Below are 25,169 nucleotides of genomic sequence, written 5' to 3'. Positions count from 1 at the left end.
AAGCGCCCCATTCACACCCCGTCAATCTTGTCGCGTGTTTGGTGCGGCTGGGCTATCAGTCGCCCCGAGCGGGACGACCCTTTCAGGACCAAAGACCCTATGGCCAATGCGCAGTCGCCCCGTAGGGCCCCTCGCACACCCGCCCAAGCCGTTCTCTACTGGAGCGCGGTGATCGGGGTCTGGGGCCTCATCTTCCTGGTGGCCTTCTTCGCGGTGTTCGCGGTGGACCTGCCCGACACCTCCAAGCTCTATGACGTCAAGCGCCAGCCCTCGATCTCCTATCTGGACCGATCGGGCGCCCTGGTGGCGGTGCGCGGCAGCCAGTACGCGCCCCCCGTCGACCTCGACAAGCTGCCGCCCTACGTGCCCAAGGCCTTCATCGCCATCGAGGACCGCTGGTTCTACTGGCACTGGGGCTTCAACCCCTGGGGCATCCTGCGCTCCACCATCTATAATGTGACCCATACTGGCGGCCCCCTGCGCGGCGGCTCCACCATCACCCAGCAGCTGGCGCGCAACCTCTTCCTGACCGCCAACCAGACCTACCGCCGCAAGGCCCAGGAGCTGATCCTGGCCGTCTGGCTGGAGGCCAAGTTCTCCAAGAAGGAGATCCTCTCCCTCTATCTGAACCGGGTCTATTTCGGCGCCGGGGCCTATGGCATCGAGGCCGCCGCCCAGCGCTACTTCAACAAGCCCGCCTCCCAGCTGACCATCGGCGAGAGCGCCCTGCTGGCCGGGATGATGAAGGGCCCCTCGCGCTATTCGCCGGTCTCGGCCACCGACCGCGCCGCCCGGCGCGCCACCATCGTGCTGGACGAGATGGTCCGCACCCGCGCCATCACGCCGGAGCAGCGCGCCGAGGCCTTCAAGACCCCCGTCCGCGTCAACCCGGTGCTGGCCAACCAGCGCGCCCAGTACTTCACCGACTGGGTGGACGATCAGGTCCGCTCCCTGGTGGGCGAACCCACCGAGGACCTGGTGGTGGAAACGACCCTGGACCTGCCGATCCAGACCGCCGCCGAACAGGCCCTGCGCCGCGGGGTCGCCGGCTCCAAGGCCCAGGGCGTCGGCCAGGGCGCCCTGGTGGCCATCGATGGCGAAGGCCGCATCCGCGCCTATGTGGGCGGCTCATCCTATGCCGACAGCCAGTTCGACCGCGCCACCATGGCCCAGCGCCAGGCCGGCTCGTCCTTCAAGCCCTTCGTCTATCTCGCCGCCATGGAACAGGGCCGCACGCCGGCCACGCCGGTGGTGGACGAGCCGCTCAAGATCGGAACCTGGGAGCCGAAGAACTATACTGGCCGGTTCCTCGGCCCCATGAGCCTGCAGACCGCCCTGGCCCAGTCCATCAACACCGTCGCCGCGCGCCTGGCCAATGAGGTGGGCACCGGCAATGTGGCGGCCACCGCGCGGCGTCTGGGGATCACCTCTCACATCCAGCTCGACCCCTCCATGGCGCTGGGCGCCGTCGAGGTCAGCCCCATGGACATGGCCCAGGCCTACGCCCCCTTCTCCAACGGCGGCTACCTGGCCAAGGGCTACGGCATCGAGCGCATCCGCACCGCCAGCGGCAAGGTCCTCTACGACCACGGGATGGACAGGTCCGCGCGCCGCTCGGTGATCGGCTCTCCCGCCCTGCAGTACATGAACCAGATGATGCGCCAGGTGATCACCAGCGGCACCGGGACCAAGGCGCGCGTCGCCGGCTTCGACATCGCCGGCAAGACCGGCACCACCAGCGACTACCGCGACGCCTGGTTCGTCGGCTACACCGGCGGCTTCGTCACCGCCGTCTGGGTGGGCCGCGACGACAACACCCCCATGAAGGGGGTCACCGGCGGCGGCGCCCCGGCCGGCATCTGGCGCGACTTCATGACCGCCGCCCTGCCTCGCCTGAAGACCCAGGCGATCCCCGGCGGGACCATGGCTCCGCCCCCGGTCCAGGCCCCGGCCCCGGCCAGCGACCCCATCGGCGACCTGCTGTCCGGCGACGGCCCGGGCGCGGGGCCGCCCCCGGAACGGCAGCCGGCGGAAGATATTCCGTTCTAGGGGGCGGCCGGACGAGGGTCATCGGCGTGCCCGGTGACTCCACTCTTCCCGGCGAAAGCCGGGACGACGTCATGTGAGGACTTCGGTCTGACCCATGTTCGTGTGGTTCGTGGTTCCAATTCTCAGCGCCTCAACGCCGCGAGGCCGGACAAGCTTGTCCACGAACCACACGAACCACACGAACAAGGGAGAACTCGAGCGGAGCGCGCCTCCGTATCCGATCGGTCTCCGTCCCCCACCTTCTCCAAAAAAGAGAGAAGGATGATTCCCTAGACCATGTCAGGCGCAAGTGGGGGCCGGTTCGCCACCCGGACATGCTCTAACTTCAAGGAGATAGACCCTTTTGATCCGATCAGGTTGATTCAACCTGATCCGGAAAGGGTCTAGGCCCCGAAGGCGTGCAACCTCGCGCCCTCGGCCCGCAGCCAGGCGCGATGCGGGCGTTCATCCCCCACCAGGGCCTTCACATGGGCCCAGAAGGCCGCGCCGTGATTGAGCTCCAGGAGGTGGGCGCACTCGTGGGCCACCACATAGTCGGCCACCTCGAAGGGGGCCAAGGCCAGCCGCCAGCTATAGCGGATCGAGGCCGGCTTGCCGATCATGCCCGGGCGGCATGAGCCCCACCGGCCGCGGGCGTCCATCACCGTCACCGCCGGCATTCTGGCGCCGAGGGCCGCGCAATAGTGGGCGGTCCGCTCAGCGAACGTCGCCAGGGCCTGCTTCTTCAGAACGCGCGCGACGGCGCGAGCATAGGTCTCCCCCTCGCCGCGGGCCGCGATTCGGGCGGGCTCAGTCTCTGTGGCCGGGAAGAACCGCACCGGGTGGGCGGCGCTCTCCAGGCGGCAGGGCTGGCCAAACAGGCTGATGGTGACGCCCGGCGCGATGGACTGGCTCTGCGGCAGCTCGGCCAGGCGCGCGGCGATCCAGGAGGCGCGCTCCGTGGCGAAGGCGGCGGCCTCGCTGAGCCGCCGGACCGAGGGCGCGGTGGCCACCACCTCGCGCCGGGTGCGGTCCAGGCGCAGGGAGACGCGGCGGGCGCGGGTATGGACTTTCAGGCGGACGACGGCCCCGGCGACATCCAGCCGGTCGCCGTCAGCCAGGGGGCGGCCGAACAGGGACATGACCCCTATCTAAGCTGCTTTTCCCGCAGCGGGAGCCCCGTCGCGCGAGACAGGAGGTCAGGCCGCGTTGGCGGCGTCGCGGGTCTTTTCGAAACCGGCTTCCGACTTGCGGATGAAGGCCCGCACCCGGGGATAGATCTCCTCGCGGAACCGGCGGCCGTTGAAGACCCCGTAGTGGCCGACGTGCGGCTGGACGTAGTCTTCCTTGAACCCCTCGGGCAGGCCCGAGCACAGGGTGTGGGCCGCCTGGGTCTGGCCGATGCCGGAGATGTCGTCGTTCTCACCCTCGACGGTCAGCAGGCCGATGTCCTTGATCAGCGCGGGCTGCACCGCGCGGCCCCGGTGCGTCAGCTCGCCCTTGGGCAGCAGGTAGGACTGGAACACATAATCGACTGTCTGAAGGTAGAACTCCTCGGGCAGGTCCAGCACCGACAGGTACTCGTCGTAGAATTCCAGATGCTTGTCGGCGGCGTCGCCGTCGCCCTTCATCAGGTCTTCCAGATACTGCTTGTGGGCGTCCTGGTGCTTGTCGGCGTTCATCGACATGAAGCTGTAGAGCTGCACGAAGCCCGGATAGACCCGCCGCCCCAGGCCCGGATAGGGCGCCGGCACGGTGTCGATCATGTTGGACTTGAACCAGGCGAAGGGCTTTTCCTCCGCCAGCTTGTTGGTGACCGTGGGCGACAGCCGCGCATCGATGGGCGAGCCCATGAAGGTCATGGTGCCGGGGCGACTGTCCTCGTTGTCCTCGGCCATCAGGGCCGCGGCGGCCAGCACGGCGGGCCCGGGCTGGCAGACGGCGACAACATGCGGGCGCGGGCCCAGCAGGCGCAGCATCTCGCGCACATGGTCGAGGTAGTCGTGGAAGTCGAAGCGACCGGCATGCAGTGGCACGTCGCGGGCGTTGGACCAGTCGGTGATGAACACCTCGTGGTCCTGCAGGAAGGCCTCCACCGTGCCGCGCAGCAGGGTGGCGTAGTGGCCCGAAAGCGGGGCGACGATCAGCACCGCCGGCTCCAGCTCACGACGGCCGGCCTTGCGCATGTCGGCCATGTTGCGGCTGAAGTGGGTGAGCTTCACCCAGGGGCTGGACCAGACCTCGGTCTGGGTGACGCGGACCGCCTTGCCGTCGATCTGCACGGAATCGACGTTCCAGGCCGGGCGGCCGTAGCGGCGGGTCAGGTTGGCGAACAGGTCGGCGCCGGCGAACAGCCGTCGTCCCAGGTCGCTGTCCTTGGCCGGATTGAGCGGCGACGACCAGAAGCCGCGTGCGGCGCGAGCCGCGAACCGGAGCGGCGAGGCGGCGTAGTAGCCGGCTTCATACATCGTATAGAGCATACGCAATGGTCCCGTTGTGCATTGCAGCATGCACGCTGAGGCTTAAGAGAGTCTAGCCCTCTTGAGTTCCACCCTGCGGCGTGGCGACGCGGTGACGCTTCCCTCCTTCCCCGGAGGGAGAGCTTCCTATTCGCGCATGGCGGCGGAGATCTGGGTCACGATCTCGTCGGGCCCGATCCCGAAGGGCAGGACCCGGTCGAAGCGCCCCTGCGGGTTCATCAGGTAGCTCGGGGTCGAGTGATTGATCAGGTAGTCGGCCCCGGTCCCCTGCTTTTCGTAGAACACCCGATAGGCCTTGGCCGCCGCCGCCGCCTGGGCGGGGGCGCCGGTCAGGCCGATGGTCCCCTTGGGAAAGACATCGTTGTCCAGATAGGTCGCCATCTGGGCCGGGGTGTCGCGCTCCGGGTCCACCGAGATGAAGACGAACTGGACGTCCTTGGCCTTCGCCCCCAGCCGCTCCTGCGCCAGGCCCATCGCCTGCAGGGTGGAGGGGCAGACGTCCGGGCAGTAGGTGAAGCCGAAGAACACCACGCTCCACTTGCCCTTCAGGACCGCCTCGGTGACCGGCTTGCCGGTCTGGTCCACCAGCTGGAACGGTCCGCCCACCCGCGTGGCCGGCGCGGGCTTGAAGGCCCCGCTCTTCCAGGCCAGGGCGCCCCCCAGGATCAGCCCCAGGACACAGGCGGCGATCACGATCAGGTTGCGGCGGGTCATGGGTGAACCTTTTGTCTCGTCACGAGGTGCGACTTGCAGGATGCTCCTGCCCGAATGGCGTCCGTCAAAACTCCGACGCCGTCGGGGCCGGCTACCGGCCTCGATAGGCAAAGCCCGGTCCAGGCGCAAGACGAGCTGGCCTGGGACATGCGCGGCGCCGGCCACGGGCGGTTGCGCATGCGCACCCTCGTCACCCTGCGCTGGACCCTGATCCTCGGCGAGGTGGCCATCCTGCTGATCGGCGGGGTCTTCCTGGGGTTCAAGGCGCCTTACGCCATCTGTTTTGGCCTGATCGGGGTGGCCGCCTGGATCAACCTGCTCACCGGGGTGGCCTCTCCGGGCCAGAGGATGATGGCCGACTGGGAGGCCACGGCGCAGCTCGGCTTCGACATCGCCCAGATCAGCATCCTGCTGTTCCTCACCGGCGGCGCCGCCAATCCGTTCATCCTGATGCTCATCGCGCCCATCACCCTGGCGGCCGCGACCCTGCCGCTGAAGCCCCTGCTGATTCTCGGCGGCGCGGCGGTGGGGGCTTCGGTGGCCCTGGCCTTCTTCCACCTGCCGCTCCCGGCCGCGGGGGGCGCCACCATGAACTTCCCCCTGAGCTTCATGATCGGGGCGGCGGCGGCCAATGTCGCCGGCATCGGGGTGATCGCCGGCAGCGTGCGCCAGGCGGCGCAGGAATCCATCCGCATGGCCCTGGCCCTCGACGTCACCCAGACGGTGCTGTCGCGGGAGCAGCGGCTCTCGGCGCTCGGCGCCCTGGCCGCCGCCGCGGCTCATGAGCTGGGCACGCCCCTGGCCACCATCGCCATCGTCGCCAAGGAGCTGGCCCGCGAGGCGCCCACCCCGCAGGTCAAGGAGGACGCCGACCTGCTGATCGCCCAGGCCGCCCGCTGCCGCGAGATCCTGCGCCGCCTCACCGACGCCCCGGCCGAGGCCTCCGACGAGGTCCACGAGCGCATGAGCCTGCTGCAGCTGGTCCATGAGGTGATCGAGCCCCATGCCGGGGTGAAGGGGGTGCGGGTCGAGGCCATCGTCACCGGGGCGGCCGGCGTCCAGTCCCCCGACATCTGGCGCATGCCCGAGGTGCTGCACGCCCTCACCTCCTTCGTGGAGAACGCCGTCGATTTCGCCACCTCGGAGGTGCTGATCACCGCCCGCTTCGACGCCGTCAGCGTCTCCATGGAGGTGCGCGACGACGGCCCGGGCTTCGCGCCCGAGGTGCTGGCCAAGCTGGGGGAGCCCTATGTCACCACCCGTCCAGGCGCGGAGGGTTCGCGCACCGGCCACATCGGCATGGGGCTGGGCTTCTTCATCGCCAAGACCTTGCTGGAACGAACCGGGGCGGCGGTGACTTTCCAGAATGGACGCCCGCGCGGCGCGGTGGTTTCCGCGCGCTGGCCGCGGGCCAGGATCGAGGCGCCCCTGGTCTGAACAACGTCCGGTTTGCGCTTGCGCAGGCCCCCGAACGCGACATGATGCCGCAGAGGGCGACACTGACAAACACGACTATCCGGGGTTGCGTAATGACAGATCTCTCCGCCGATATCGCCGCCCTTCCCGACAAGAGCCTGCTTGTGCTCGACGACGATGCGCCGCTGCGAACCCGGCTTGGCCGCGCCCTCGAACAGCGGGGCTTCGAGCCGGTGCTGGTGGGCAGCGTCGCCGAGGCCCTGGCCGCGGTGCGCACCTTCGCCCCGGCCTATGCTGTCCTCGACATGCGGCTTGAGGACGGCACCGGCCTGAAGGTGGTGGAGGCCGTCCGCGACGCCCGCCCCGACGCCAAGGTCATCATGCTCACCGGCTACGGCAACATCGCCACCGCCGTGGCCGCGGTGAAGTCGGGCGCCATCGACTACCTCTCCAAGCCCGCCGACGCCGACGACGTGGCCCGCGCCCTGCTGGCCCGCAAGGACGAGAACCCGCCCCCGCCGGACAACCCCATGAGCGCCGACCGCGTTCGCTGGGAGCACATCCAGCGGGTCTACGAGCTCTGCGGCCACAACGTCTCGGAAACCGCGCGCCGCCTCAACATGCACCGCCGCACCCTGCAACGCATCCTCGCCAAACGGGCGCCGCGCTAGAGCATTTAGAGCCGCCTGGGGCGCTGTCACTTATCCGTTGAGCGTCTCGTAGAGATCCACCCATTGTGGGTTCATCTTCTCTATGAGCTCCAACTTCCAGCTCCGCCGCCAGCGCTTGATCTGCTTCTCGGCATGGATGGCGTCGTGGATGCTCGAAAAGGTCCCGTACCAGACGAGGCGCTTGACCCCGTAGGTCCGCGTGAAGCCAGGCGTGCGCCCCTCGCGATGCTCGTAGACCCGGCGGGCCAAGTCGCTGGTGACGCCGGTGTAGAGCGTGCCGTTCCGTCCACTGGCGAGAATATAGACATAGGAGCTCTGCTCCACCGCGCTCCCCCTGTTTCGTCATCCCGGCCGCAGCGAAGCGGAGAGCCGGGACCCAGGGGCGGTGCGCTGGGCCCCTGGGTCCCGGATCGGCCTATCGGCCGTCCGGGATGACGTTGTTTTGAGTGCTCATGCCTCCAGCAGCGTCCCCTGCCCTCCGGCCGCTCTCAGGGCCGCGAGGCGTCCGAAGGCGATGGTGAGCGCCTTGCGCCTCGCGCCGGCCAGGGGAACGCTCGGCGCCTCGCGCAGCACCGCGCCGCCGAAGCCGTCGCAGACCACCAGGCCCGGCTCATCGGGCAGGATCTCCCGCGGAAACTCCGGGGCCACGGCGAAGGCGAAGGCGTCGCAATAGGGCATGTACTCATGCCACTTGCGGTCCACCCGGAAGTCCTCCAGCCCGGACTTCACCTCGAGGATCAGGATGTGGCCCTTGCGCGACAGGGCCATCAGGTCGGCGCGCCGGCCATTGGGCAGGGTCACCTCCGCCAGCGGCGCATAGCCCAGGTCGATCAGCAGCCGCGCCGCGCCACGGGTGACGGTGGTGGTGATCTGCGGCCGGGTGACGGTGACAATGACATCCATCGCCAAGTCTTGTTCCGGCTTCGTTCCGGAATCAAGGCCCGCGGCGTCAGTTCCGCGCCGGAGCCGGGTATTCCAGCCGGCTGACGTCGTAGCCCAGCTGCTTCACCCGGGCGACGGCCTGGGCCTTGGCCTGGGCGCTCAGCGTCGGGCGCTGGGACATCAGCCACATGTAGTTGCCGTTGGGGGTGCCCAGGATCAGCCAGTCGGACTTGTGGGCCAGCACCCAGTATTCCTGGCTCAGCATGCCGCCGAAGAAGCTCATCTTGATGCGGGCGTTGGTCTTGGGATCGATGACCTTGGCCTTGGCCTTCCACTCGGTGGCCGGCGCCGTGAGGGCGCCCTTGTGGCAGGCCTGGACCACCGAATAGCCCTCGCCGCTGCGCACCCAGTCCGACGTGCCGCCCTGGCAGTCCTTCTGGGTCTTGTTGGGCATGCGGGCCACCTCGTACCAGCGGCCGGTCATCTTGGTCAGCTCGATCTTCTCGGCCGGCGGTGAGGGCGCGGCCAGGGCGGGCGCGGTCCCCATCAGGACAGCGGCGGCGGCGGCGAGCAGGGTGGCCAAGGAACGCATGGTCGACATCGCTAACCGGTACCCGTCGATTGTGAAATTTAAAACGCCCCCGGCGCGAACCGGAAGCTTTAAGGGTTCAACAGCACGAATTGGACCATTGCACGGCAGCTAAACCGTAGAGAAGACTCGCATTTCCGCGACAGGGCGCCCGCTCGCGGCCGCGAGCCTCGAACACCTGTGCCGTTTCGGCCTCCCGCCACCTACCCCTTCTGCGCCGTCACCCAGCGCTGGACCCGCGTCTCCAGCACCGGCAGCGGCAGGGCGCCGGCCCCCAGCACCAGGTCGTGGAACCCCCGTTGGTCGAAGCGCGCGCCCAGGGCCTCGCGCGCCTGCGCCCGCAGCGCCAATATCCGCGCCTGCCCCACCATGTAGGAGGTCGCCTGGCCCGGCATGACGAAGTAGCGCCGGATCTCCGAGCTGATCTTGCCGGCCGGCTGCGGCGAGTTGGCGGTGTAGTAGGCCGTGGCCTGCGCCTCGCTCCAGCCCTTGGCGTGGACGCCGGTGTCCACCACCAGCCGGATCGCCCGCCAGATCTCGCGCCCCAGCCGCCCGAAGTCGCTGTAGGGGTCGGTGTAGAACCCCGCCTCCTTGGCCAGCCGTTCCACATAGAGACCCCAGCCCTCGACATAGGCGCCGTAGCTGTACTGGGTGCGGAACACCGGCAGGCCGGTCAGCTCGGCGGCCAGCGAGATCTGCAGGTGATGCCCCGGCCAGCCCTCGTGATAGGCCGTGCCCTCGATCTCGTAGATCGGGGTGGCCCGCACATCGGCCAGGTGGACGTAGAACACCCCGGGCCGCGAGCCGTCCGGCGCGCCCGACGAATAGTGCGCCGCCCCGCCCGGCTCCTCGCGGAACGCCTCCACCCGCTTGACCACCAGGTCCGACTTCGGCAGCCGCCCGAACATCTCCGGCAGCCGCGCCTTCATGGCCGCCAGATGCCCCTCGGCCAGGGCCAGGTACCGCGCCCGGCCGGCCTCGTCGTTGCTCACATAGAAGCGGTCGTCGCTGCGCAGGTGGACGAAGAAGTCTTCCAGGGACCCTGAGAACCCGATCCTGGCCTTCAGCGTCTCCATCTCGGCCCGGATGCGCGCCACTTCCGACAGGCCGAGCGCATGGATCTGATCGGCGGTCATGTCGGTGGTGGTCTGCTGGCGCAGCATGGCCTGGTAATAGGCCGCCCCGTCCGGCAGGGCGCCGGCCCCCTGCGGCAGGGCCGAGGCCTGCGCCCGGTCGCTGGCCAGCCAGGCGCCGATGCGGTCATAGGCGGGCTTCATCGCGCCGGTCATGGCCTCGGCGACGGCCTTCACCGCCGCGGCCTCGCCGGCCGCATCGATCTTGCCAGACGCCCGCAGCCTGCCGGCCTTGGCCTTGGCGTCGGCGAACAGGGCGGAGTCGGGCCCGCCATCGAAGGGCGCCCCGGTGGTCAGCCGTCGCACTTCGCCTGCCGCCTGGTCATAGGCGAAGCGCGGCGCCCGCACCCCCTTGGCCGCCGAAGCTTGAGCCTGGGCCAGCCGAACCTCCAGCGCCGGCCCGATGGCCGCCACCCGCGCGGCATAGGCGGCGAGGTCGGCTGCGCTATCGACCCGGTGCTGGTTGATGATGAAGTTGGGCAGGCTGGTGTGGGGCCCATTCCGGTCGAAGACATAGCCATGCCCCCGCCACCTGTAGGCCTCCTCCGCTCGCGCCAGGGCCAGGACCCACATGTCGTAGGAGGTGCGGCCGTCCTCCGAGAGCCCGGCCACGGGGAACCGCCGCTTCATCTCCGCGACACTGGCGCGGCGCCAATCCAGCCGCGCGGCAAGGGCCGCCTCGCTCTCGTCGGTGAGCTGGTCGTTGGCGGTCTTGCGGCCCAGGCGCGTCAGGCGCTCGGGCTCCTGCGCCAGCTCGGCCTCGAAGGCCGCGTCCAGATAGGCGGTCAGGGCGGCGTCGAGGTCGCTCGGCGCAGGGGCCGCCGCCAGGGCCGAGGAGGCCGCCGCCGCGCCCGCGATCCCCAGTCCAAAGTCACGCCGCGAAAGCCGCATCGAGAAACTCCCTACAAAGACCCGAGAGCCGACCCTAGTCGGCTTGCCGGCGGCGCGACAGGCGCCTCGCCCCACGCAGGCGTGGTTTGACAGGCCCGGCGCCAGGCGCCTGAATGGCCCGATGTTCTCCCGGCCAACCTTCCGGCGTTTTCGCCACCACGGCGGCAGCCTCCTCGCAGGCTCCTAGCCCCGGATTCCGACGCGCAGCCGCGCGAGTCCGGGGCCTTTCTGAAAACCTGACCTGACCCCCGACATCGTCGGCCCGCGCCGCCGCGCGCCCGCCCGGAGACTTCCCATGCCGTCCAAGACCCTTGCCCGTCCCCCCATCCAGGTCAGCGAAACCGACGCCGACCGCCTGTTCCTGCTGATCGACCGCGCGCCCGCCGACCGCAGCGGCCTGCGCGAGGAGCTGGAGCGCGCCCAGGTCCGCCCCCTGGTCCCCGCCAGCGTGGTGGCCATGAACTCGACGGTGGAATTCCTCGACGACGCCCACGGCGAGACCCGCACCGTCCAGCTGGTCTATCCGGGGGAAGCCGACATCGCGGCGAACAAGGTCTCGGTCCTCAGCCCGGTCGGCGCCGGCCTGCTGGGCCTGAAGGCCGGCCAATCCATCCAATGGCCCGACCGCGACGGCCGCCTGCGCGCGCTCCGCGTCCTGAAGGTCAGCCGGGGCTAGGGGGCTGCCTGAATTGAGCGAGAGGCTATGCGCGTCCTCCTCCCCCCGCCGGGTCGAGAAACCTCTCCAGCAAACCCACTTCGTCATCCCGGCCGCAGCGAAGCGGAGAGCCGGGACCCAGGGGCCGCAATCAATCCCCCTGGGTCCCGGGTCTCCCCTACGGGTCGCCCGGGATGACGCTTATTGTTCTGAGCGGGGAGAGTGACCCATCATCGGTCTACGACCGGCCACCGTCCGCAAGGGGCGCTGAGGCCGCCGCGAATTGCGTACGCCCCCCAATCCCGCCGCCCGCCTACGCCCCCTCCTCCGCCAGCGTGTGCGCCACGATGGCGTTCGCATGCCCATGCCCCATCCCATGGTCAGCCTTCAGCATGGCGACGAGCTCCATGTGCTTGGCCGGCATCCGCCCCCGCACCAAGGCCTTCCACTCGGCGATCGGCCGGCCGTAGGTCTTCTCGATGGACGGAAAATAGGACGCCGGTCCCTTGATCTTGTCGTCTGCCATTGGGTGGTGCTCCTGGTTGGTCCTCAAAGGACGAAAGGAGGGCGAGACATCCGACAAGGACGGCCCCTCGACTTTTGAGTTCAGGGCGGGCGACTTGTGTAATTACAAATCTATAATTATATGGGAGCCTTGACCAGCGTCCGATTTGAATGGGACGAGGCTAAAAACCTCTCAAGTCAGCGCAAGCATGACGGTGTGAGCTTCGAGGAAGCCCGGCAGGTATTTCAGGATCCGCTGCACATCTCGGTGCAGGACCGCATCGAGGGCGGCGAACAACGGTGGCAAACCGTTGGGGCGGTCCAGGGCGTCGTGATCCTCCTGGTGGCGCACACGGTCAGGGGGGAAGACGCCGACGGCGGGTCGGTCGAGGTCATCCGTATCATTTCAGCGCGACGAGCCACGCCGCGAGAGAGGCGACGTTATGAAAACGAAACGGGTTAGCCCCACCCCAGAAACCCTGCCGGCGCTCACCGACGCGCAGCGCGAGCACCTGGCCGAGCTGGCGGCGTTGCCTGACGAGTCGATCGACACCAGCGACATTCCAGAGCTGTCAGACGAGGCGTGGAGCGCGGGCGTCCGTGGGCGCTTCTACCGGCCCATAAAGCAGCAGATCACCGCCCGCGTAGACGCCGATGTGCTAGATTGGCTCAAGTCGCAGGGCAGGGGGTATCAGGGCCGCCTGAACGCCATTCTGCGGCGGGAAATGCTGGCCTCGCTTAAGCCGGCGCGGCGGTCGTAAACAAAAGCGCAACACCGGCCGCCAGGACGGCGAGGGGTATTGTCCTCTATGAGACGCGCCCCCTACCCCCGCCGCGCCGCCTCGATCTTCGCCACGTCGATCTTGCCCATGGTCATCATGGCCTCGAACACCCGCTTGGCGACCGCCGGGTCGGGGTCGCTCATGGCCTGGTTCAGCTGGCGGGGCGTGATCTGCCAGGAGAAGCCCCAGCGGTCCTTGCACCAGCCGCACTCGCTCTCCTGGCCGCCATTGCCGACGATGGCGTCCCAGTACCTGTCGGTCTCGGCCTGGCCGTCGGTCTCCACCACGAAGGAGACGGACTCGTTGGCCTTGAAGAGGGGGCCGCCGTTGAGGCCCATGAAGGCTTGGCCCAGCACGGTGAAGGCCACGGTCAGCTCCTGGCCGGCCTTGCCGTCGGGAAAGTCGCTGGGCGCCGTCGCGGCGGGTCCGACATGGCTGTCGGGGAACAGGCCGGCGTAGAATTCCGCCGCCTTGCGGGCCTCGCCGTGGTCGAACCACAGGCAGGTGGTGAGCTTGGCCATCGTCGGTCTCCTTGGGTTGTCTGATCCAAGGACGAACGAGGCGCAGGGTTCCCGACACCCCAGGGTCCTGCCGCCCGCCCCGCCGCAGGCGGGCCCAAATCCACCTATGGCCTGCGTCCAGAGGTCCCGTTCGTGTGGTTCGTGTGGTTCGTGGTTCCAAGTCTTGCGGCCGCGACGCCGCCGAGGTCCATCAGATTGTCCACGAACCACACGAACCACACGAACAGGGATCAGACCTGACCGCCGAGCATGAAGGTGGGCCCGGCTGGCGCCGGGATGGGCGGAAGCTGAGGCCCTGGGCCCACGAAAAACGCCCGCCGGGGGGACCGGCGGGCGTTTCGCGTTCAGGGTGGAGAGAAACCCTACTCCGCGGCGATGGAGATCGACTGGGCGATGCGGTCCTTGAAGTTGATCTCCTGCAGGTAGGCGATGCCTTCCTCGGCGATGTCGTCGCCGACCATGCGGTCGCCCTCGGCCTTCAGTTCGTCGAGGTCCACATAGATGGCGTAGAAGGCGCGCGTCCGCTCGGTGATGATGCCGGCGTTCAGCAGGGTCTTCACCAGCACGCGGAAGATGTTGGACTGCTCCTTCATGCTCTCGCGGCGGGTCTCGTCGTTCATGTTGGCGGCCATCTCGGCGATGACGCGGTCGGGATCGAGGCCGAACTCCTCATAGAGGTCGCGCTGCTGGGTGGGGGCCACCAGGTTGAACAGCAGGGTCTGGAAGCAGTGGGCCGCCCAGGTCTCGATGATCTCGTGCTCGGCTTCCGACAGGTGCGGGATGGTGCGGTCGGCCCAGATCTTCCCGAACTTGTGGTGGAAGGCCTCGTCGGTCATCACCAGCTGCATCAGCTTCTTGCCGAGCGGGTCGTTGATATTGTTGAAGAAGGTGGCGAAGGCGCCCATGGCCAGGCCCTCCACCAGCATCTGCATGCCGATGATCTTCTTGTAGACCTCCGGGCTGCCGATGATGTCGATCAGCAGGGCCTTGAGGGTGGGGCCGGCTTCCACCGGGCGGCCCCAGCGGGCCTTGATGTACTTGGCGAAGGCCGTGACGTGGCGGGCCTCTTCGCGGGTCTGGTTGGCGGCGTATTCCTGGGCCCCCTGGTCCAGCAGCACGTGGCACAGGCTGGCCGACAGGTTCAGCGCGCCCTGCTCGCCGTGCAGGATCGAGGAGAACGACCGCAGGGCCGACTGGTTGGCGAACCGCACGCGGGTCTTCCAGTCGCTGAGGTGGTTGGAGACGTAGTCGGTGGACAGGGAAACGATCATGTCCTCCGGCAGGAGCATCTGGTTTTCCATGTCGAAGGGCTCGTCGAAGTCGATGTACTTCTTGTCGAGCGGATCCCAGAAGTGGTCGTGGGTGGCCGAGATGATCTTGTCGAAGGCGGTCGAGCGGGCGCCGTAGCGGTCGAGATCCAGCATGGCCTCGAAGTCGTCCGGGGACACGGCCTCGTAGATGATGTCCTTGGTGATGTTGCCGTCGGCGGCCATGGGCTCGTCTCCTGGGGTAGGCGCATTGGCGCCCGGTTTCCTCTTGCGGCGACGATCACTCGCAATCCTTACGGAGTCAATAAAGGTGACGGGGGCGTCATTTTTCAAAACTACGTCATCCCGGCCGCAGCGCAGCGGAGAGCCGGGACCCAGGGGCCGCAACCAATCCCCCTGGGTCCCGGGTCTCCCCCTGCGGGTCGCCCGGGATGACGGGCGCGGGTTCACTCCCTCTCGATCGCGTCGATGTCGTCGTCCGACAGCCCGAAATGGTGCCCGATCTCGTGGACCAGGACGTGGCTGACCAGTTCGGCCAGCGTCACGTCGCCGCGGTCGACCCACTCGTCCAGGATCGCCCGGCGGTAGAGGAAGATCATCGAGGGCTGCGGCGAGGGGTCGAACACCGTGCGCCGGCCGATGTCGACGCCCTGGTAGAGGCCGGTCAGTTCGAAGGCGTCCTCGATGCCCAGCTCGTCGAGCACGTCGCGGCCTGCGAACTCGTCGACCCGGAAGATCACGTCGCCGGTCATCTTGCGGAAGTCGTCGGGCAGGGCGGCGAAGGCGGCCTCGGCCAGGGCCGCGAGGTCGTCGAGAGAGGGGGCCAGGGCGCTGGCGTCGGGGGGGCTACTCATCAGGCATGATGATATGCGGCGCCTCGGGGGGCCGTGTCTCGAAGAGACCGATATCCAGCGGCTGCTGCGGCTTGACCGGCCGCATGGGGGTGCGGGCCAGAGCGCTGAGAGCCTGATAGTCCAGGGGTTCGCGGGCCTTGCGCCGGGCGGCCCGGGCCTGGGGCCCCTCCGCCGCCCGCGCCGCCGAGGCCAGCCGCCAGTAGCTCACCTGCAGCCGCCAGATCGTGCGGGGCGCTGCCTTCGGCTCAGGCCAGCGGCGGCCGTCCTTCAAGCTCGGCTGCACCGGGGGTGGCGGCCGCCCGTCGATCATCGCGGCCAGCCGGCAGAAGCGGTCCTCGGCGGCGGGGGCCACGACCCGGCCCGGCCGCTCGTCCTCCACCCGGCCGGCATGGGCGTCCAGCGCCGCCTCGCGGCTGGCATAGGGCGGGCCCACCGGCTCGGTGACGAAGACCACCTCCTGGCCCGCCGCGGCCACCGCCTCGCGTTCGCGCGCCGCCCGAGCAAGCGGCGCCTGCAGGGCGGCCTGCGCATCGGCGGCCACCGGATAGAGGATCGCGGTCATGGCTGGATTATCGCCGAAGACCGCCTTAGCGCCTATGTTCATCCTGATGATTCGGCAGGCAAAAGGACCGGCGCCCCGGGTGACGCGATGAGCGAGCTGGACCTGATCCTGGCCGCCGCCGCCGGCGCCGTGCTGCTGGCCATCTGCGCCACCCTCTGGGCCCTGGCCCAGCGCCGCCAATCCGACGCCAAGCTCGAGGCGATGCGGGCGAAGATCGCCACCCTGGAGGCCGGCGCCGAAGCCGCCCAGGCCTCGGCCGAGGCCTTCGATTCCGCCCTGCTCGCGGTCGAGGACGGCCACGCCCTGCTGGCTTCAGGTGAAGAAAGCCTGGCGGCCTGCATTTCGGCGCTCGGCCTCAGCGACAGCGATCCCCAGCACGTGGTGGCCGCCCTGATGCGCGCCGATCCCGACCACGCCCGGCGGCTGCGCGCCCTGTTCGAGCGCGGCGAGGCCTGCGCCTTCGAGGTCCAGGGCCCGGGCGGCATGGTGGCCGTCGAGGGCCGGGCCGCCGGCGCCCTGGCCTGGCTGCGCCTGTCGGCCGTGATGGGGGAGGACGCCGGCCTGCCAACCGCCCCGCGCTTCGCCGCCTTCCTGGACGCGCGCTCGACGCCGGCCTGGGTCGCCGCCGCCGACGGCAGCCCGGTCTGGGTCAACGCCGCCTGGCTGGCCGCCGTCGACGCCGCCAGCCTGGACGACGCCGCCGCCAAGGGGCTGAGCTTCGACAAGGCCGCCGACGCGCTCGCCGCCGAGGCCGCCAACCTGGGCCAGAAGCGCGAGGCCCTGCGCTGGTCGTCCTTCGCGGGCCGCCGTCGCGCCTTCCAGATCACCGCCCAGCCGCTAGAAGGCGGCGGCGTCGGGGTCTGGACCGAGGACGTCAGCGAGCTGGAGGAGCTGCGCGAGGCCCTCAAGCGCCACGTCGAGGCCCACGACGAGACCCTCAACCACATCGCCGACGCCGTCGCCATCTTCTCCAAGACCAAGCGGCTGATCTTCCACAACACCGCCTTCGCCGAGCTCTGGGGCCTGGAGCCCGCCTGGCTGGCCGAGCGCCCCACCCACTCCGAGGTGCTGGACCGCCTCCGCCAGCGCCGCCGCCTGCCCGAGACCGCCGACTACACCAAGTGGAAGGCCGCCGAGCTCGACCGCTACGAGGCCCTGGACGCCAGCCCCGACGACATGTGGTCCATCCCCGACGGCCGCACGCTCAAGGTCGGCCGCCAGGTCCACCCCCTGGGCGGCATCGTCCTGCTGTTCTCAGACATCACCGGCGAGCTGCGCCTGAAGGCCCAGTACAACGCCCTCATCCAGGTGCAGCAGGCCACCCTGGACAAGCTCAACGACGCCGTGGCGGTGTTCGGCGCCGACGGCCGCCTGCGCCTGCACAACGAGGCCTTCGAGCGCTTCTGGAACATCACCCCCCAGCAGCTGGACCAGGCCCACGACTTCGAGGGCGTGGTCGAGCTCTGCATCCCGCGCCTGCACGACATGGGCTTCTGGCGCGAGCTGAAGGGCCGCGTCGCCGACACCGATCCCGCCGCCCGCGCGCCGATCTCCGGCGAGGTGAAGACGTCCGACAGCCGCATCGTGGTCTACCAGTCGCGCCCCCTGCCCGACGGCGCGACCCTCATCGCGTTTGGCGACGTCACCGACGCCCGCAAGCTGGAGAGCGCTCTGGCCGACCGCTCCGCGGCGCTGGCGGAAACCGAGCGCCTGAAGCGCGACTTCGTGGGCAACGTCTCCTACGAGCTGCGCACCCCGCTCACCACCATCATCGGCTATTCCGAACTGCTGGAGCGCTCCGGCGAGAACCTGTCGGAACGCGGCCGCAGCCACGCGGCCGCCGTCCGCTCGGCCGCCACTCAGCTCGCCCGCTCCATCGACGACGTCCTGGACATGGCCCAGATCGACGCCGACGAGATGGCGCTGGACCTGGAGGACGTCCACGTCGCCGAGCTGCTGAACGACGCCGCAGCCCGCCGCGCCGACGAGGCCGCCGCCGCCCAGGTCACGGTCAAGGTGGAATATCCCGACGACATCGGCCTGATCCGCGGCGACATCAAGCGTCTGGCCCAGACCCTGGATCACCTCACCGAGAACGCCATCCGCCAGACCCCACCCGAGGGCACAGTCACCATCTCGGCCCGCCGGGCGCTGGGCGAGATCCAGCTGCAGGTCTCCGACACCGGCCGCGGCATCCCCTTCCACGTCCAGGCGCACATCTTCGACCGTTTCATCGGCCGCGAGCGCGGCGGCCCCGGCCTGGGCCTGGCCCTGGTGAAGTCCCTGGTGGAGCTGCACGGCGGCTGGGTGGCCCTGGAGAGCGAGCCCGGCGCCGGCGCCACCTTCACCTGCCACCTGCCCGAACAGGCCCAGGGCGCGGCGGGCCATCCCGAGTTGGGCTTTTAGGCGCGCGGCTCCAAGAACAATCACCGTCATCCCGGACGGCCGGCAGGCCGATCCGGGACCCAGGAGCCCAGTCCGCCGCCCCTGGGTCCCGGCTCTCCGCTGCGCTGCGGCCGGGATGACGTTATGGGTTTGCCGGTGAGGCCTTCCCTCATCGGGCCCTGATCAGAACCTTGATGGCGCTAGGTCTAAAGAACCAGGTGAAACCGCCGCGCCGCCCCTGCTAGTCTGGCGGCAACGAGACAAACCAACAGGGGACGAGACATGATCAAGACCAGGATTACCGAGATGTTCGGCGTCGAGACGCCGATCGTCATGGGCGGCATGACCGGCGTCGGGCACGCCCGGCTAGTGGCCGCCGTCGCAAACGCCGGGGCGCTCGGCTTCATCGTCGCCCACCATTCCAGCAACAAGCAGGAACTGCTCGAGGAGATCGAGCTGTGCCGCAGCCTGACGGACAAGCCGTTCGGGGTGAACCTCACCCTGCTGCCGTCGCTGAACAAGATCCCCTACGACGAGTACCGCGAAGCCATCATCGAGAGCGGCGTTAAGATCGTCGAGACCGCGGGCCGCAACCCCACGGAGCACCTGCCCGCCTTCAAGGCGGCCGGGGTGAAGGTGATCCACAAGTGCACCTCGGTCCGCCACGCCGTGACCGCCGCGCGCCATGGCGTCGATATCATCTCCATCGACGGCTTCGAGTGCGCCGGTCACCCGGGCGAGGACGATGTCGGCCTGATCGTGCTGCTGCCGGCCACGGTGGACGCGCTCGGCGACGTGCCGGTGATCGCCTCGGGCGGCATGGCCGACGGCCGCAGCCTGGCCGCGGCCCTGATGCTGGGCGCCGAGGGCGTCAACATGGGCACCCGCTTCATGGCCACCCAGGAATGCGCCATCCATGAGAACGTGAAGAAGAAGATCGTCGAGAACACCGAGCGCGACACCCTGCTCACCAACCGCACCCTGCGCAACACCAGCCGCGTGGCCCGCAACGCGGTGTCCGAAGAGGTCGTGGCGATCCAGCAGGATAGCACCAAGACCATCGAGGACGTGCGCCACCTGGTGGCCGGCGTTCGCGGCCGCACCAACGTCATGGGCGCCGGCGACACCGACGGCGGCATCTGGACCGTCGGCCAGAGCCAGGGCCTGATCCACGACATCCCCACCTGCCAGGACATGGTCGCCGCCATCATGCGCCAGGCCGAACAGGTCCTCACCAAGAACGCCCAGCGCGTGGTGGTGAGCGCGTAAGCGCTCACCGTCATCCCGGACGCCGAAGGCGATCCGGGACCCAGGGGCCTAGCGCACCGCCCCTGAGTCCCGGCTCTCCGCTGCGCTGCGGCGGGGATGACGATTAGCTCCTACCCCGGCGCAAGCCGGGCCTCGATTCACCCCAACCTCTAAGGCCGGCCCGCCTGTTCGTGTCGTTCGTGAGGTTCGTGGTTCCAAGTCTTGCCGCCGTGACGCCGCGAGGCGGATCAAGATCGAGCACGAACCACACGAACCACACGAACCACACGAACAGACAATGCCCCGCATCGCCGCCGCCCAGACCCCTGAGTTTCGCGAAGACGTTGAAGCGGCGCTCGCCTACGCCCTGACCGTCATCGCCGAGGCGACGGCCCAGGGCGCCGACCTGCTGGTCTTCCCGGAAGGCTACCTGCAGGGCTACCTCACGCAGGAAGCGCCCGCCCGCCGCCACGCCCTGAACCTCACAGGCGAGGCCTTTACCGACATCCTCGCCCGCCTCCCCAAGACCGGCCCCACCCTGGTCATGGGCCTCATCGAGGAAGAGGGTGGCGCCCTGCACAACACCGCCGCGGTGACCTGCGCGGGCAAGCTGCTGGGCCGCTACCGCAAGACCCACCTGCTGGCGGGTGAAGCCTTCTTCACCCCCGGAACCGACGGCCCGGCCTTCGAGGCAGGCGGCGTCCGGTTCGGAATCAACATCTGCTACGACACCAACTTCCCGCAGGCCGCCGCCAAGATCGCCGAGGCGGGCGCGACCCTGCTGGTCTGCCCCGCCAACAACATGATGAAGTACGCCACCGCCGAGCACTGGCGCGACCGCCACAACCCCGCGCGGGCCGAACGCTGCCGCGAGACCGGGCTGTGGCTGATCTCCTCCGACGTCACCGGCCAGCGCGGCGACCGCATCGCCTGGGGCCCCACCGCCGTGCTCAACCCCCAGGGCGAGGTCGTGGCCCAGCTGCCCCTGGACCAGCCGGGGCTGCTGGTCTTCGAGATGCCGTAGCCAAGTTCTCCTTGCAGGGTCGGAAGAGGGGTCGATAGGCCTCTCGGACAACCCCACAACGTCCCTCCGGAAATCACCCCGGCGCAGCCGGGACCCCCACGCACCCTTTGGACCGGCCCCCCGTTCGTGACGTTCGTGTGGTTCGTGGTTCCAAGTCTTGAAGCTGCGACGCCGCGTGGCGGAACAAGATTGTCCACGAACCACACGAACCACACGAACAAGGAAGCGGAGCCCTCATGCGACCGGTCTCCGACGGGCCGCCCGCAAGGGGAGAGGGGACGGTTGAGAACCTAGCCCTGGACCGCCTCCACCCGGAACCGCGACCGACCGCGACGCCCAACGACACGATCAGCCCCTTATGCTCGTAATAGCGCAGGGCCGAGGCCCGCACCCCGGAGCGCCGCGTCGGCTGGGCGATGTCACGCATCGCTTGACCTCAAGTCGCTTGCAGAGCGCCCTCACCCGACCGATGACCGCAAGCCCGAGGAGCCGACATGACCGCCCAACCCCCGCAGACCCCCGCCCAGCCGAGCTACTGGAACCAGGCCGGCGGCCAGGCCTGGGTCGATCTCCAGGACCTGATGGACCGCCTGAACCAGCCGATCTGCGACGCCGTGGTCGCCGCCGGCTTCCCGGGCGCGGGCGGCGCGGTGCTGGACATCGGCTGCGGCGCCGGCGCCACCACCCTGGAAATGGCCCGCCGCGTGGGGCCCCAGGGCCGCAGCGTCGGCGTCGACGTCTCCGCCCCGCTGCTGGAGGCGGCCCGCGCGGCGGCCGAGGCGCAAGGGATCGCCAATGCGGAATTCCTGGAGGGCGACGCCCAGACCTTCGACCTGGGAACCGCCGCCTACGACGCCGCCATCTCCCGCTTCGGCGTCATGTTCTTCGCCGACTTCGATGCGGCCTTCGCCAACCTGCGCCGCGCGTGCAAGCCCGACGCCAGGCTCGCCTTCGCCTGCTGGCGCAGCCCCGCCGACAACCCGCTGGCCGGCGCCCCCATCGAGGCCGCCGCCCCCTTCCTGCCGCCCATGCCGCAGTCGGACCCCGACGCGCCGGGCCGCTGGGCCTTCGCCAAGCCCGACCGTGTGCGGGGCATCCTGACGCGCAGTGGCTGGCGCGACATCGAGATCGTCCCCCTGGACGTCCCCACCCCCATCGCCCCGGGCGACCTGATGACGCTCAGCCTGCGCATGGGCCCGCTGGGCGGCATGCTGCAACAGGCCGACGCGGCGACCCAGGCCAAGGCCCGCACGGCCGTGGCCGAACGCCTGGCGACCTACGAAACGGGCGGCATGGTGGCGATGAGCTCCGCTTGCTGGCTCGTGACGGCGCGGGCGTAGGGCAGGCCCGTCAGGCCGATTCGAACGCCTGCATGAGCTGGCGTTTCCAGTCACCGTGCTCCGTCATGCGTTCGGCTGCGAGCACGGCGGTCGCGAACGCCTCAGCGTCGATCTTCGGCATGTCGACAATCCGCTGGGCGTCGTCAGGCCCGAGACAGAACCCCCACTCCACGCAAATTTTCCGAAGGAGCGCCTCGCGGGTTTCCGGTTGCATGGCGGCACAATCCGGCATCACGCCTTTGCGTTCAACGCCTGATAGGCCTTCGCCGCCAACGCATCAACCCGTTCCACCTCGTCCGCCGCGCGGGTCTCGCGGCCCATCTCCCGCGCCCAGGCCACCATCCTGGCGAACTGCGGATTGCGCGCCTGCCAGTACATGAGGGTGCTGTAGCAGGGCATACTCGGGTCCCGCGCCACATCGCGCAGGCAGGCGCCGCTCGCCAGCCGGTCCAGGATGTCGTCGAACAACACCCCGGTCAGGCGTCGTGGATTGTGCAGGCGATGATGGCGCCCGCTCAGCTTGGCCACCCGCAGGGCCTTGTCGAAGTCCGGCCGCATCCGCCGCCACCTCGCTAGGACCGGCCGGCTTGGAAGGGTCGGGTCCGCCTCCACATCCGCCACGAACTCACCGAACGCCACCCGCCGTATGATCTCGTCGGCGATGGTCTCGTCATAGAAGGCCCATTTGCGCAGCCTGATCTTTCGGGCCACTGCGGAGGCCGCCTGGAGGGCTTCGGCGAAGTCCGGCCGCTCCGACTTCCAGCGCTTCAGCCGCCGTCGGTTTGGAAACTCCGGGCGACGCAGAACCTCCCGTATCGCCGCGCCCCGCCGCACCGCCATCAGCAAGGCCTCGGCCCGCTCGGCGTCAAACACCGGCCCGGCCGTGGCGCTGACCTCCATCCCCCGCCGCCACTGCCGCGCGTACATCAGCCGGTTGGCGAAGGGCTCGTCGTCCTTGGCCCAGCGATAGATCGTCATCCGGCTCGGAAAGCCCGGACGCTTTTCCAGCTGATCGAGCCGCGCCCCCTTCTCCACCGCCTCGCAGACGCGGACCATCATCTCCTTGCGCGGATAGGTGAAGGACATCGGCTGAGGATATCAGCGACATGCCAAAAGAACAAAGGAAGAACAATATTTCTGGCCGCCCCCTTCGCCCGCTCACCCCGGCGCAGGCCGGGCCCCAGAATTCATCTCGGACTTCGGGTGTTGGCCCAACTGTTCGTGTGGTTCGTGTGGTTCGTGTGGTTCGTGGACAATCTGACGGGCCTCGGCGGCGTCGCGGCCCAAAGACTTGGAACCACGAACCACACGAACCACACGAACGGGCTTAGCCGGCGGGACGCACCCTGCTGCGAGACGGAGATCATGGGTCCCCGGGACAAGCCTGGGATGACGATTGGAAAATCCCACAGCCAAGATTCTTTTCCCAATGGCGGAGCTTTATCGCGACGGCCGCGTTTGATTTTCACGGGGGTTGGTGACGGCCCCCTCCGAGAAGATTTCGAGAGGGCCCTTCATGACCGCGACCACGATCCCCGCCGACAAGGATTTCATGGGCGAGCTGACCGCCCTCATCCCCCACATGCGGGCCTTTGCGCACTCCCTGTGCCGCAACGCCGTGGAAGCCGACGACCTGGCCCAGGACGCCCTGCTGCGCGCCTGGAACAACCGCACCAGCTACCAGCCGGGCACCAATATGAAGGCCTGGACCTTCATGATCCTGCGCAACCAGTTCTATTCCGACAAGCGCCGCTCGTGGCGCTCGACCCAGCTCGACCCGGAAACCGCCGAGCGCACCCTGGTGGCGGTGTCCAATCCCATGGCCACCCTGGAGCTCGACGAGGTCCGCCGGGCGCTGGCCATGCTGCCGGACGACCAGCGCGAGGCCCTGATCCTGATCGGCGCCGGCGGCCTGTCCTATGAAGAAGTCGCCGACATCTGCGGCAGCGCCATCGGCACCATCAAGAGCCGCGTCAGCCGCGCTCGCGACCGCCTGGCCCTGATCCTGGCCGAGGGCTCCTACGACCAGGACGAGGTCCTGCCGTCGTCGGCCATGTCCACCCTGATGAACACGCTGGACCGCCTCTGCGCCCCGCGCCTGGCCGCTTAGCTAAAGAACCCCCTCCTGGAGCCTTCCTAGCTTCGGGACCTGAAAGAGCCGCCCCTGTCCCCACAGCGGCGGCTTTTTCTTGCTCCCAGATCCTCCCCAGGAGGGGAGCATCTGGCCGCCGGAACCCGGCTTGCGTGGCTGGTCGCCTGACCCCAATCTGACTGGAAGGAGTTCCCCATGACCGCCGCCCCCAAGATGATCTTCGTGAACCTGCCGGTCCGCGACCTGGCGGCGTCCACCGCCTTCTACGAGGCCATCGGCTGCGTGAAGAACGAGGCCTTCAGCAACGAGAGCGCCGCGTCCATGGTCTGGTCGGAGACCATCTCCTTCCATCTGCTGACCCACGACTTCTATCGCACCTTCACCTCCCAGCCGATCGCCGACGCCCACAAGACCAGCGCCGCCCTGTTCTGCCTGTCGCGAAACAGCCGCGCGGAGGTGGACGCCATCGTCGAGGCTGCGGTGCGCGCCGGCGGCCAGGGCGACATCCGGGAGGTCCAGGACCTGCCCTTCATGTACGGCCGCACCTTCGTCGACCCGGACGGCGCCGTCTTCGAGCCGATGTGGATGGACGCCTCAGCCATGCCGGCCGGGTAAGGCGCACGGATTCCTCTACCCTGGCGGGGCCGGGGCGATAGCCCTATCCAACAAGTCTCAAACGTCATCCCGGCCGCAGCGAAGCGGAGAGCCGGGACCCAGGGGCGGAGCACTCGGCCCCTGGGTCCCGGATCGCCTGTCGGCGTCCGGGATGACGTGAGTGAAGGACGTCGTCGCTAGTGCTGGCTTTCCGGCAGCCGCACCACCAGGCCGTCCAGCTCGTCGCTGACCTTGATCTGGCAGGAGAGGCGGCTGTTGGGCTCCACGTTCTCGGCGAAGTCGAGCATGGATTCCTCCATGGCCGACTTGGTCCCGGTCTTGGCTTCCCAGGCGGCGTCGACATAGACGTGGCAGGTGGCGCAGGCGCAGGCCCCGCCGCAGTCGGCGTCGATGCCCGGGACGTTGTTCTTCACAGCGCCTTCCATCACGGTCAGGCCAGCCTTCACGTCGATGACGTGTTCGGTTCCGTTGTTCTCGATATAGGTGACCTTGGCCATTTACTCCCCTTCGCCCGC

27 protein-coding genes and 1 pseudogene are annotated in these 25,169 nt (G+C 68.9%); 12 read left to right on the top strand and 16 right to left on the bottom strand.

Annotation, left to right across the window (positions count from 1 at the left end):
• Window positions 1–99 precede the first annotated feature (99 nt).
• On the top strand, window positions 100–2,049 hold the full coding sequence (locus OCL97_RS14955) for a transglycosylase domain-containing protein (RefSeq protein ID WP_377370711.1): 1,950 nt from the start codon (window positions 100–102) through the stop codon (window positions 2,047–2,049).
• A gap of 383 nt (window positions 2,050–2,432) precedes the next feature.
• Here the strand turns inward: OCL97_RS14955 and OCL97_RS14950 are convergent, their stop codons facing one another.
• From OCL97_RS14950 to OCL97_RS14940, 3 genes are all read right to left on the bottom strand, one after another.
• Window positions 2,433–3,170, bottom strand: a complete 738-nt coding sequence (locus OCL97_RS14950) for a M48 family metallopeptidase (protein WP_377370710.1) — start codon at window positions 3,168–3,170, stop codon at window positions 2,433–2,435.
• Window positions 3,171–3,227: 57 nt separating this feature from the next.
• Complete coding sequence (locus OCL97_RS14945; RefSeq protein ID WP_377370709.1) at window positions 3,228–4,508, bottom strand: polyhydroxyalkanoate depolymerase; 1,281 nt, start codon at window positions 4,506–4,508, stop codon at window positions 3,228–3,230.
• Between the two features lie 126 nt (window positions 4,509–4,634).
• The gene (locus OCL97_RS14940; RefSeq protein ID WP_377370708.1) at window positions 4,635–5,222 is read right to left on the bottom strand and encodes an SCO family protein; all 588 of its coding nucleotides are present in this window, start codon (window positions 5,220–5,222) and stop codon (window positions 4,635–4,637) included.
• Window positions 5,223–5,276: 54 nt separating this feature from the next.
• On the opposite strand from OCL97_RS14940, the gene OCL97_RS14935 reads away from it, so the two are divergent.
• Window positions 5,277–6,659, top strand: a complete 1,383-nt coding sequence (locus tag OCL97_RS14935) for an ActS/PrrB/RegB family redox-sensitive histidine kinase (protein ID WP_377370707.1) — start codon at window positions 5,277–5,279, stop codon at window positions 6,657–6,659.
• A gap of 92 nt (window positions 6,660–6,751) precedes the next feature.
• Window positions 6,752–7,309 carry an ActR/PrrA/RegA family redox response regulator transcription factor gene (locus tag OCL97_RS14930; protein ID WP_304776132.1) on the top strand — a complete coding sequence of 186 codons (558 nt, stop codon included), beginning with the start codon at window positions 6,752–6,754 and terminating at the stop codon, window positions 7,307–7,309.
• A 30-nt stretch (window positions 7,310–7,339) separates the two neighbouring features.
• Here OCL97_RS14930 and OCL97_RS14925 read toward each other — a convergent pair whose 3' ends face one another.
• From OCL97_RS14925 to OCL97_RS14910, 4 genes are all read right to left on the bottom strand, one after another.
• Window positions 7,340–7,633, bottom strand: a complete 294-nt coding sequence (locus OCL97_RS14925) for a GIY-YIG nuclease family protein (protein WP_305761064.1) — start codon at window positions 7,631–7,633, stop codon at window positions 7,340–7,342.
• Window positions 7,634–7,759: 126 nt separating this feature from the next.
• The gene (gene mmcB / locus OCL97_RS14920; RefSeq protein ID WP_304776150.1) at window positions 7,760–8,212 is read right to left on the bottom strand and encodes a DNA repair putative endonuclease MmcB; all 453 of its coding nucleotides are present in this window, start codon (window positions 8,210–8,212) and stop codon (window positions 7,760–7,762) included.
• A gap of 46 nt (window positions 8,213–8,258) precedes the next feature.
• Window positions 8,259–8,783 (bottom strand): lipocalin family protein, encoded by a 525-nt coding sequence (locus OCL97_RS14915; protein WP_377370706.1) that lies wholly within the window; start codon window positions 8,781–8,783, stop codon window positions 8,259–8,261.
• A 200-nt stretch (window positions 8,784–8,983) separates the two neighbouring features.
• Window positions 8,984–10,804, bottom strand: coding sequence for a DUF885 domain-containing protein (locus tag OCL97_RS14910; RefSeq protein WP_377370705.1), 1,821 nt, complete (start codon window positions 10,802–10,804; stop codon window positions 8,984–8,986).
• A 295-nt stretch (window positions 10,805–11,099) separates the two neighbouring features.
• Between OCL97_RS14910 and rnk the strand changes: the two genes are divergently transcribed.
• Entirely contained in the window at window positions 11,100–11,480 is a 381-nt protein-coding gene (gene rnk / locus OCL97_RS14905) for a nucleoside diphosphate kinase regulator (protein WP_377370704.1), read from the top strand.
• Between the two features lie 292 nt (window positions 11,481–11,772).
• Here the strand turns inward: rnk and OCL97_RS14900 are convergent, their stop codons facing one another.
• On the bottom strand, window positions 11,773–11,985 hold the full coding sequence (locus tag OCL97_RS14900; RefSeq protein ID WP_305338220.1) for a DUF4287 domain-containing protein: 213 nt from the start codon (window positions 11,983–11,985) through the stop codon (window positions 11,773–11,775).
• 129 nt (window positions 11,986–12,114) lie between these two features.
• Between OCL97_RS14900 and OCL97_RS14895 the strand changes: the two genes are divergently transcribed.
• Entirely contained in the window at window positions 12,115–12,426 is a 312-nt protein-coding gene (locus OCL97_RS14895; protein ID WP_377370703.1) for a BrnT family toxin, read from the top strand.
• Window positions 12,407–12,724: a BrnA antitoxin family protein gene (locus OCL97_RS14890; protein ID WP_377370702.1), complete on the top strand. Its 318-nt coding sequence runs from the start codon at window positions 12,407–12,409 to the stop codon at window positions 12,722–12,724. The genes OCL97_RS14895 and OCL97_RS14890 overlap by 20 nt, the downstream gene beginning before the upstream one ends.
• A gap of 62 nt (window positions 12,725–12,786) precedes the next feature.
• On the opposite strand, the gene OCL97_RS14885 is transcribed toward OCL97_RS14890, so the two are convergent.
• From OCL97_RS14885 to OCL97_RS14870, 4 genes are all read right to left on the bottom strand, one after another.
• Window positions 12,787–13,266 carry a VOC family protein gene (locus OCL97_RS14885; RefSeq protein WP_377370701.1) on the bottom strand — a complete coding sequence of 160 codons (480 nt, stop codon included), beginning with the start codon at window positions 13,264–13,266 and terminating at the stop codon, window positions 12,787–12,789.
• 362 nt (window positions 13,267–13,628) lie between these two features.
• Window positions 13,629–14,759 carry a ferritin-like domain-containing protein gene (locus OCL97_RS14880; protein WP_304775568.1) on the bottom strand — a complete coding sequence of 377 codons (1,131 nt, stop codon included), beginning with the start codon at window positions 14,757–14,759 and terminating at the stop codon, window positions 13,629–13,631.
• A 221-nt stretch (window positions 14,760–14,980) separates the two neighbouring features.
• Window positions 14,981–15,388 carry a metallopeptidase family protein gene (locus OCL97_RS14875; RefSeq protein WP_377370700.1) on the bottom strand — a complete coding sequence of 136 codons (408 nt, stop codon included), beginning with the start codon at window positions 15,386–15,388 and terminating at the stop codon, window positions 14,981–14,983.
• The gene (locus OCL97_RS14870) at window positions 15,381–15,950 is read right to left on the bottom strand and encodes a hypothetical protein (protein WP_377370699.1); all 570 of its coding nucleotides are present in this window, start codon (window positions 15,948–15,950) and stop codon (window positions 15,381–15,383) included. Before OCL97_RS14870 ends, OCL97_RS14875 begins: the two co-directional genes overlap by 8 nt.
• Before the next feature lie 87 nt (window positions 15,951–16,037).
• On the opposite strand from OCL97_RS14870, the gene divL reads away from it, so the two are divergent.
• The gene (gene divL / locus OCL97_RS14865) at window positions 16,038–18,356 is read left to right on the top strand and encodes a cell cycle protein kinase DivL (protein ID WP_377370698.1); all 2,319 of its coding nucleotides are present in this window, start codon (window positions 16,038–16,040) and stop codon (window positions 18,354–18,356) included.
• Between the two features lie 25 nt (window positions 18,357–18,381).
• Here the strand turns inward: divL and OCL97_RS14860 are convergent.
• Window positions 18,382–18,474, bottom strand: a pseudogene (locus OCL97_RS14860) (hypothetical protein); the annotation flags it as partial.
• A 143-nt stretch (window positions 18,475–18,617) separates the two neighbouring features.
• Here OCL97_RS14860 and OCL97_RS14855 point away from each other — a divergent pair.
• The 3 genes from OCL97_RS14855 (at window position 18,618) to OCL97_RS14845 (ending at window position 21,947) form a co-directional block, all read left to right on the top strand.
• Window positions 18,618–19,604, top strand: coding sequence for an NAD(P)H-dependent flavin oxidoreductase (locus OCL97_RS14855; protein WP_305762730.1), 987 nt, complete (start codon window positions 18,618–18,620; stop codon window positions 19,602–19,604).
• Window positions 19,605–19,881: 277 nt separating this feature from the next.
• Window positions 19,882–20,607, top strand: a complete 726-nt coding sequence (locus tag OCL97_RS14850; RefSeq protein WP_377370697.1) for a carbon-nitrogen hydrolase family protein — start codon at window positions 19,882–19,884, stop codon at window positions 20,605–20,607.
• Window positions 20,608–21,101: 494 nt separating this feature from the next.
• Complete coding sequence (locus tag OCL97_RS14845) at window positions 21,102–21,947, top strand: class I SAM-dependent methyltransferase (protein WP_377370696.1); 846 nt, start codon at window positions 21,102–21,104, stop codon at window positions 21,945–21,947.
• A gap of 10 nt (window positions 21,948–21,957) precedes the next feature.
• On the opposite strand, the gene OCL97_RS14840 is transcribed toward OCL97_RS14845, so the two are convergent.
• Both OCL97_RS14840 and OCL97_RS14835 read right to left on the bottom strand, forming a co-directional pair.
• Window positions 21,958–22,161 (bottom strand): hypothetical protein, encoded by a 204-nt coding sequence (locus OCL97_RS14840; RefSeq protein ID WP_377370695.1) that lies wholly within the window; start codon window positions 22,159–22,161, stop codon window positions 21,958–21,960.
• 17 nt (window positions 22,162–22,178) lie between these two features.
• Window positions 22,179–23,033: a terminase small subunit-like protein gene (locus tag OCL97_RS14835; RefSeq protein WP_377370694.1), complete on the bottom strand. Its 855-nt coding sequence runs from the start codon at window positions 23,031–23,033 to the stop codon at window positions 22,179–22,181.
• 430 nt (window positions 23,034–23,463) lie between these two features.
• Between OCL97_RS14835 and OCL97_RS14830 the strand changes: the two genes are divergently transcribed.
• Together OCL97_RS14830 and OCL97_RS14825 are read left to right on the top strand one after the other, a co-directional pair.
• Window positions 23,464–24,057, top strand: a complete 594-nt coding sequence (locus OCL97_RS14830; RefSeq protein ID WP_304776338.1) for a sigma-70 family RNA polymerase sigma factor — start codon at window positions 23,464–23,466, stop codon at window positions 24,055–24,057.
• A gap of 177 nt (window positions 24,058–24,234) precedes the next feature.
• The gene (locus tag OCL97_RS14825; protein ID WP_377370693.1) at window positions 24,235–24,654 is read left to right on the top strand and encodes a VOC family protein; all 420 of its coding nucleotides are present in this window, start codon (window positions 24,235–24,237) and stop codon (window positions 24,652–24,654) included.
• A 176-nt stretch (window positions 24,655–24,830) separates the two neighbouring features.
• Here OCL97_RS14825 and OCL97_RS14820 read toward each other — a convergent pair whose 3' ends face one another.
• Window positions 24,831–25,151, bottom strand: coding sequence for a 2Fe-2S iron-sulfur cluster-binding protein (locus OCL97_RS14820; RefSeq protein ID WP_304776342.1), 321 nt, complete (start codon window positions 25,149–25,151; stop codon window positions 24,831–24,833).
• Between the last annotated feature and the right edge of the window lie 18 nt (window positions 25,152–25,169).

The sequence above is a fragment of the Phenylobacterium ferrooxidans genome (assembly GCF_042714595.1).
Taxonomy (GTDB): Bacteria; Pseudomonadota; Alphaproteobacteria; order Caulobacterales; family Caulobacteraceae; genus Phenylobacterium; species Phenylobacterium ferrooxidans.
The sequence above is the reverse complement of the archived record's forward strand: the minus strand, read 5'-3'. Positions and strand labels throughout refer to the sequence as shown.

Bases quoted from the DNA above. Each gene is read 5' to 3' on its own strand.
- OCL97_RS14955 (WP_377370711.1), top strand. From the start codon at position 100: ATGGCCAATGCGCAGTCGCCCCGTAGGGCCCCTCGCACACCCGCCCAA.
- OCL97_RS14950 (WP_377370710.1), bottom strand. From the start codon at position 3,170: ATGTCCCTGTTCGGCCGCCCCCTGGCTGACGGCGACCGGCTGGATGTC.
- OCL97_RS14945 (WP_377370709.1), bottom strand. From the start codon at position 4,508: ATGCTCTATACGATGTATGAAGCCGGCTACTACGCCGCCTCGCCGCTC.
- OCL97_RS14940 (WP_377370708.1), bottom strand. From the start codon at position 5,222: ATGACCCGCCGCAACCTGATCGTGATCGCCGCCTGTGTCCTGGGGCTG.
- OCL97_RS14935 (WP_377370707.1), top strand. From the start codon at position 5,277: ATGGCGTCCGTCAAAACTCCGACGCCGTCGGGGCCGGCTACCGGCCTC.
- OCL97_RS14930 (WP_304776132.1), top strand. From the start codon at position 6,752: ATGACAGATCTCTCCGCCGATATCGCCGCCCTTCCCGACAAGAGCCTG.
- mmcB (WP_304776150.1), bottom strand. From the start codon at position 8,212: ATGGATGTCATTGTCACCGTCACCCGGCCGCAGATCACCACCACCGTC.
- OCL97_RS14915 (WP_377370706.1), bottom strand. From the start codon at position 8,783: ATGCGTTCCTTGGCCACCCTGCTCGCCGCCGCCGCCGCTGTCCTGATG.
- OCL97_RS14910 (WP_377370705.1), bottom strand. From the start codon at position 10,804: ATGCGGCTTTCGCGGCGTGACTTTGGACTGGGGATCGCGGGCGCGGCG.
- rnk (WP_377370704.1), top strand. From the start codon at position 11,100: ATGCCGTCCAAGACCCTTGCCCGTCCCCCCATCCAGGTCAGCGAAACC.
- OCL97_RS14900 (WP_305338220.1), bottom strand. From the start codon at position 11,985: ATGGCAGACGACAAGATCAAGGGACCGGCGTCCTATTTTCCGTCCATC.
- OCL97_RS14890 (WP_377370702.1), top strand. From the start codon at position 12,407: ATGAAAACGAAACGGGTTAGCCCCACCCCAGAAACCCTGCCGGCGCTC.
- OCL97_RS14885 (WP_377370701.1), bottom strand. From the start codon at position 13,266: ATGGCCAAGCTCACCACCTGCCTGTGGTTCGACCACGGCGAGGCCCGC.
- OCL97_RS14880 (WP_304775568.1), bottom strand. From the start codon at position 14,759: ATGGCCGCCGACGGCAACATCACCAAGGACATCATCTACGAGGCCGTG.
- OCL97_RS14875 (WP_377370700.1), bottom strand. From the start codon at position 15,388: ATGAGTAGCCCCCCCGACGCCAGCGCCCTGGCCCCCTCTCTCGACGAC.
- OCL97_RS14870 (WP_377370699.1), bottom strand. From the start codon at position 15,950: ATGACCGCGATCCTCTATCCGGTGGCCGCCGATGCGCAGGCCGCCCTG.
- divL (WP_377370698.1), top strand. From the start codon at position 16,038: ATGAGCGAGCTGGACCTGATCCTGGCCGCCGCCGCCGGCGCCGTGCTG.
- OCL97_RS14855 (WP_305762730.1), top strand. From the start codon at position 18,618: ATGATCAAGACCAGGATTACCGAGATGTTCGGCGTCGAGACGCCGATC.
- OCL97_RS14850 (WP_377370697.1), top strand. From the start codon at position 19,882: ATGCCCCGCATCGCCGCCGCCCAGACCCCTGAGTTTCGCGAAGACGTT.
- OCL97_RS14845 (WP_377370696.1), top strand. From the start codon at position 21,102: ATGACCGCCCAACCCCCGCAGACCCCCGCCCAGCCGAGCTACTGGAAC.
- OCL97_RS14840 (WP_377370695.1), bottom strand. From the start codon at position 22,161: ATGCAACCGGAAACCCGCGAGGCGCTCCTTCGGAAAATTTGCGTGGAG.
- OCL97_RS14835 (WP_377370694.1), bottom strand. From the start codon at position 23,033: ATGTCCTTCACCTATCCGCGCAAGGAGATGATGGTCCGCGTCTGCGAG.
- OCL97_RS14830 (WP_304776338.1), top strand. From the start codon at position 23,464: ATGACCGCGACCACGATCCCCGCCGACAAGGATTTCATGGGCGAGCTG.
- OCL97_RS14825 (WP_377370693.1), top strand. From the start codon at position 24,235: ATGACCGCCGCCCCCAAGATGATCTTCGTGAACCTGCCGGTCCGCGAC.
- OCL97_RS14820 (WP_304776342.1), bottom strand. From the start codon at position 25,151: ATGGCCAAGGTCACCTATATCGAGAACAACGGAACCGAACACGTCATC.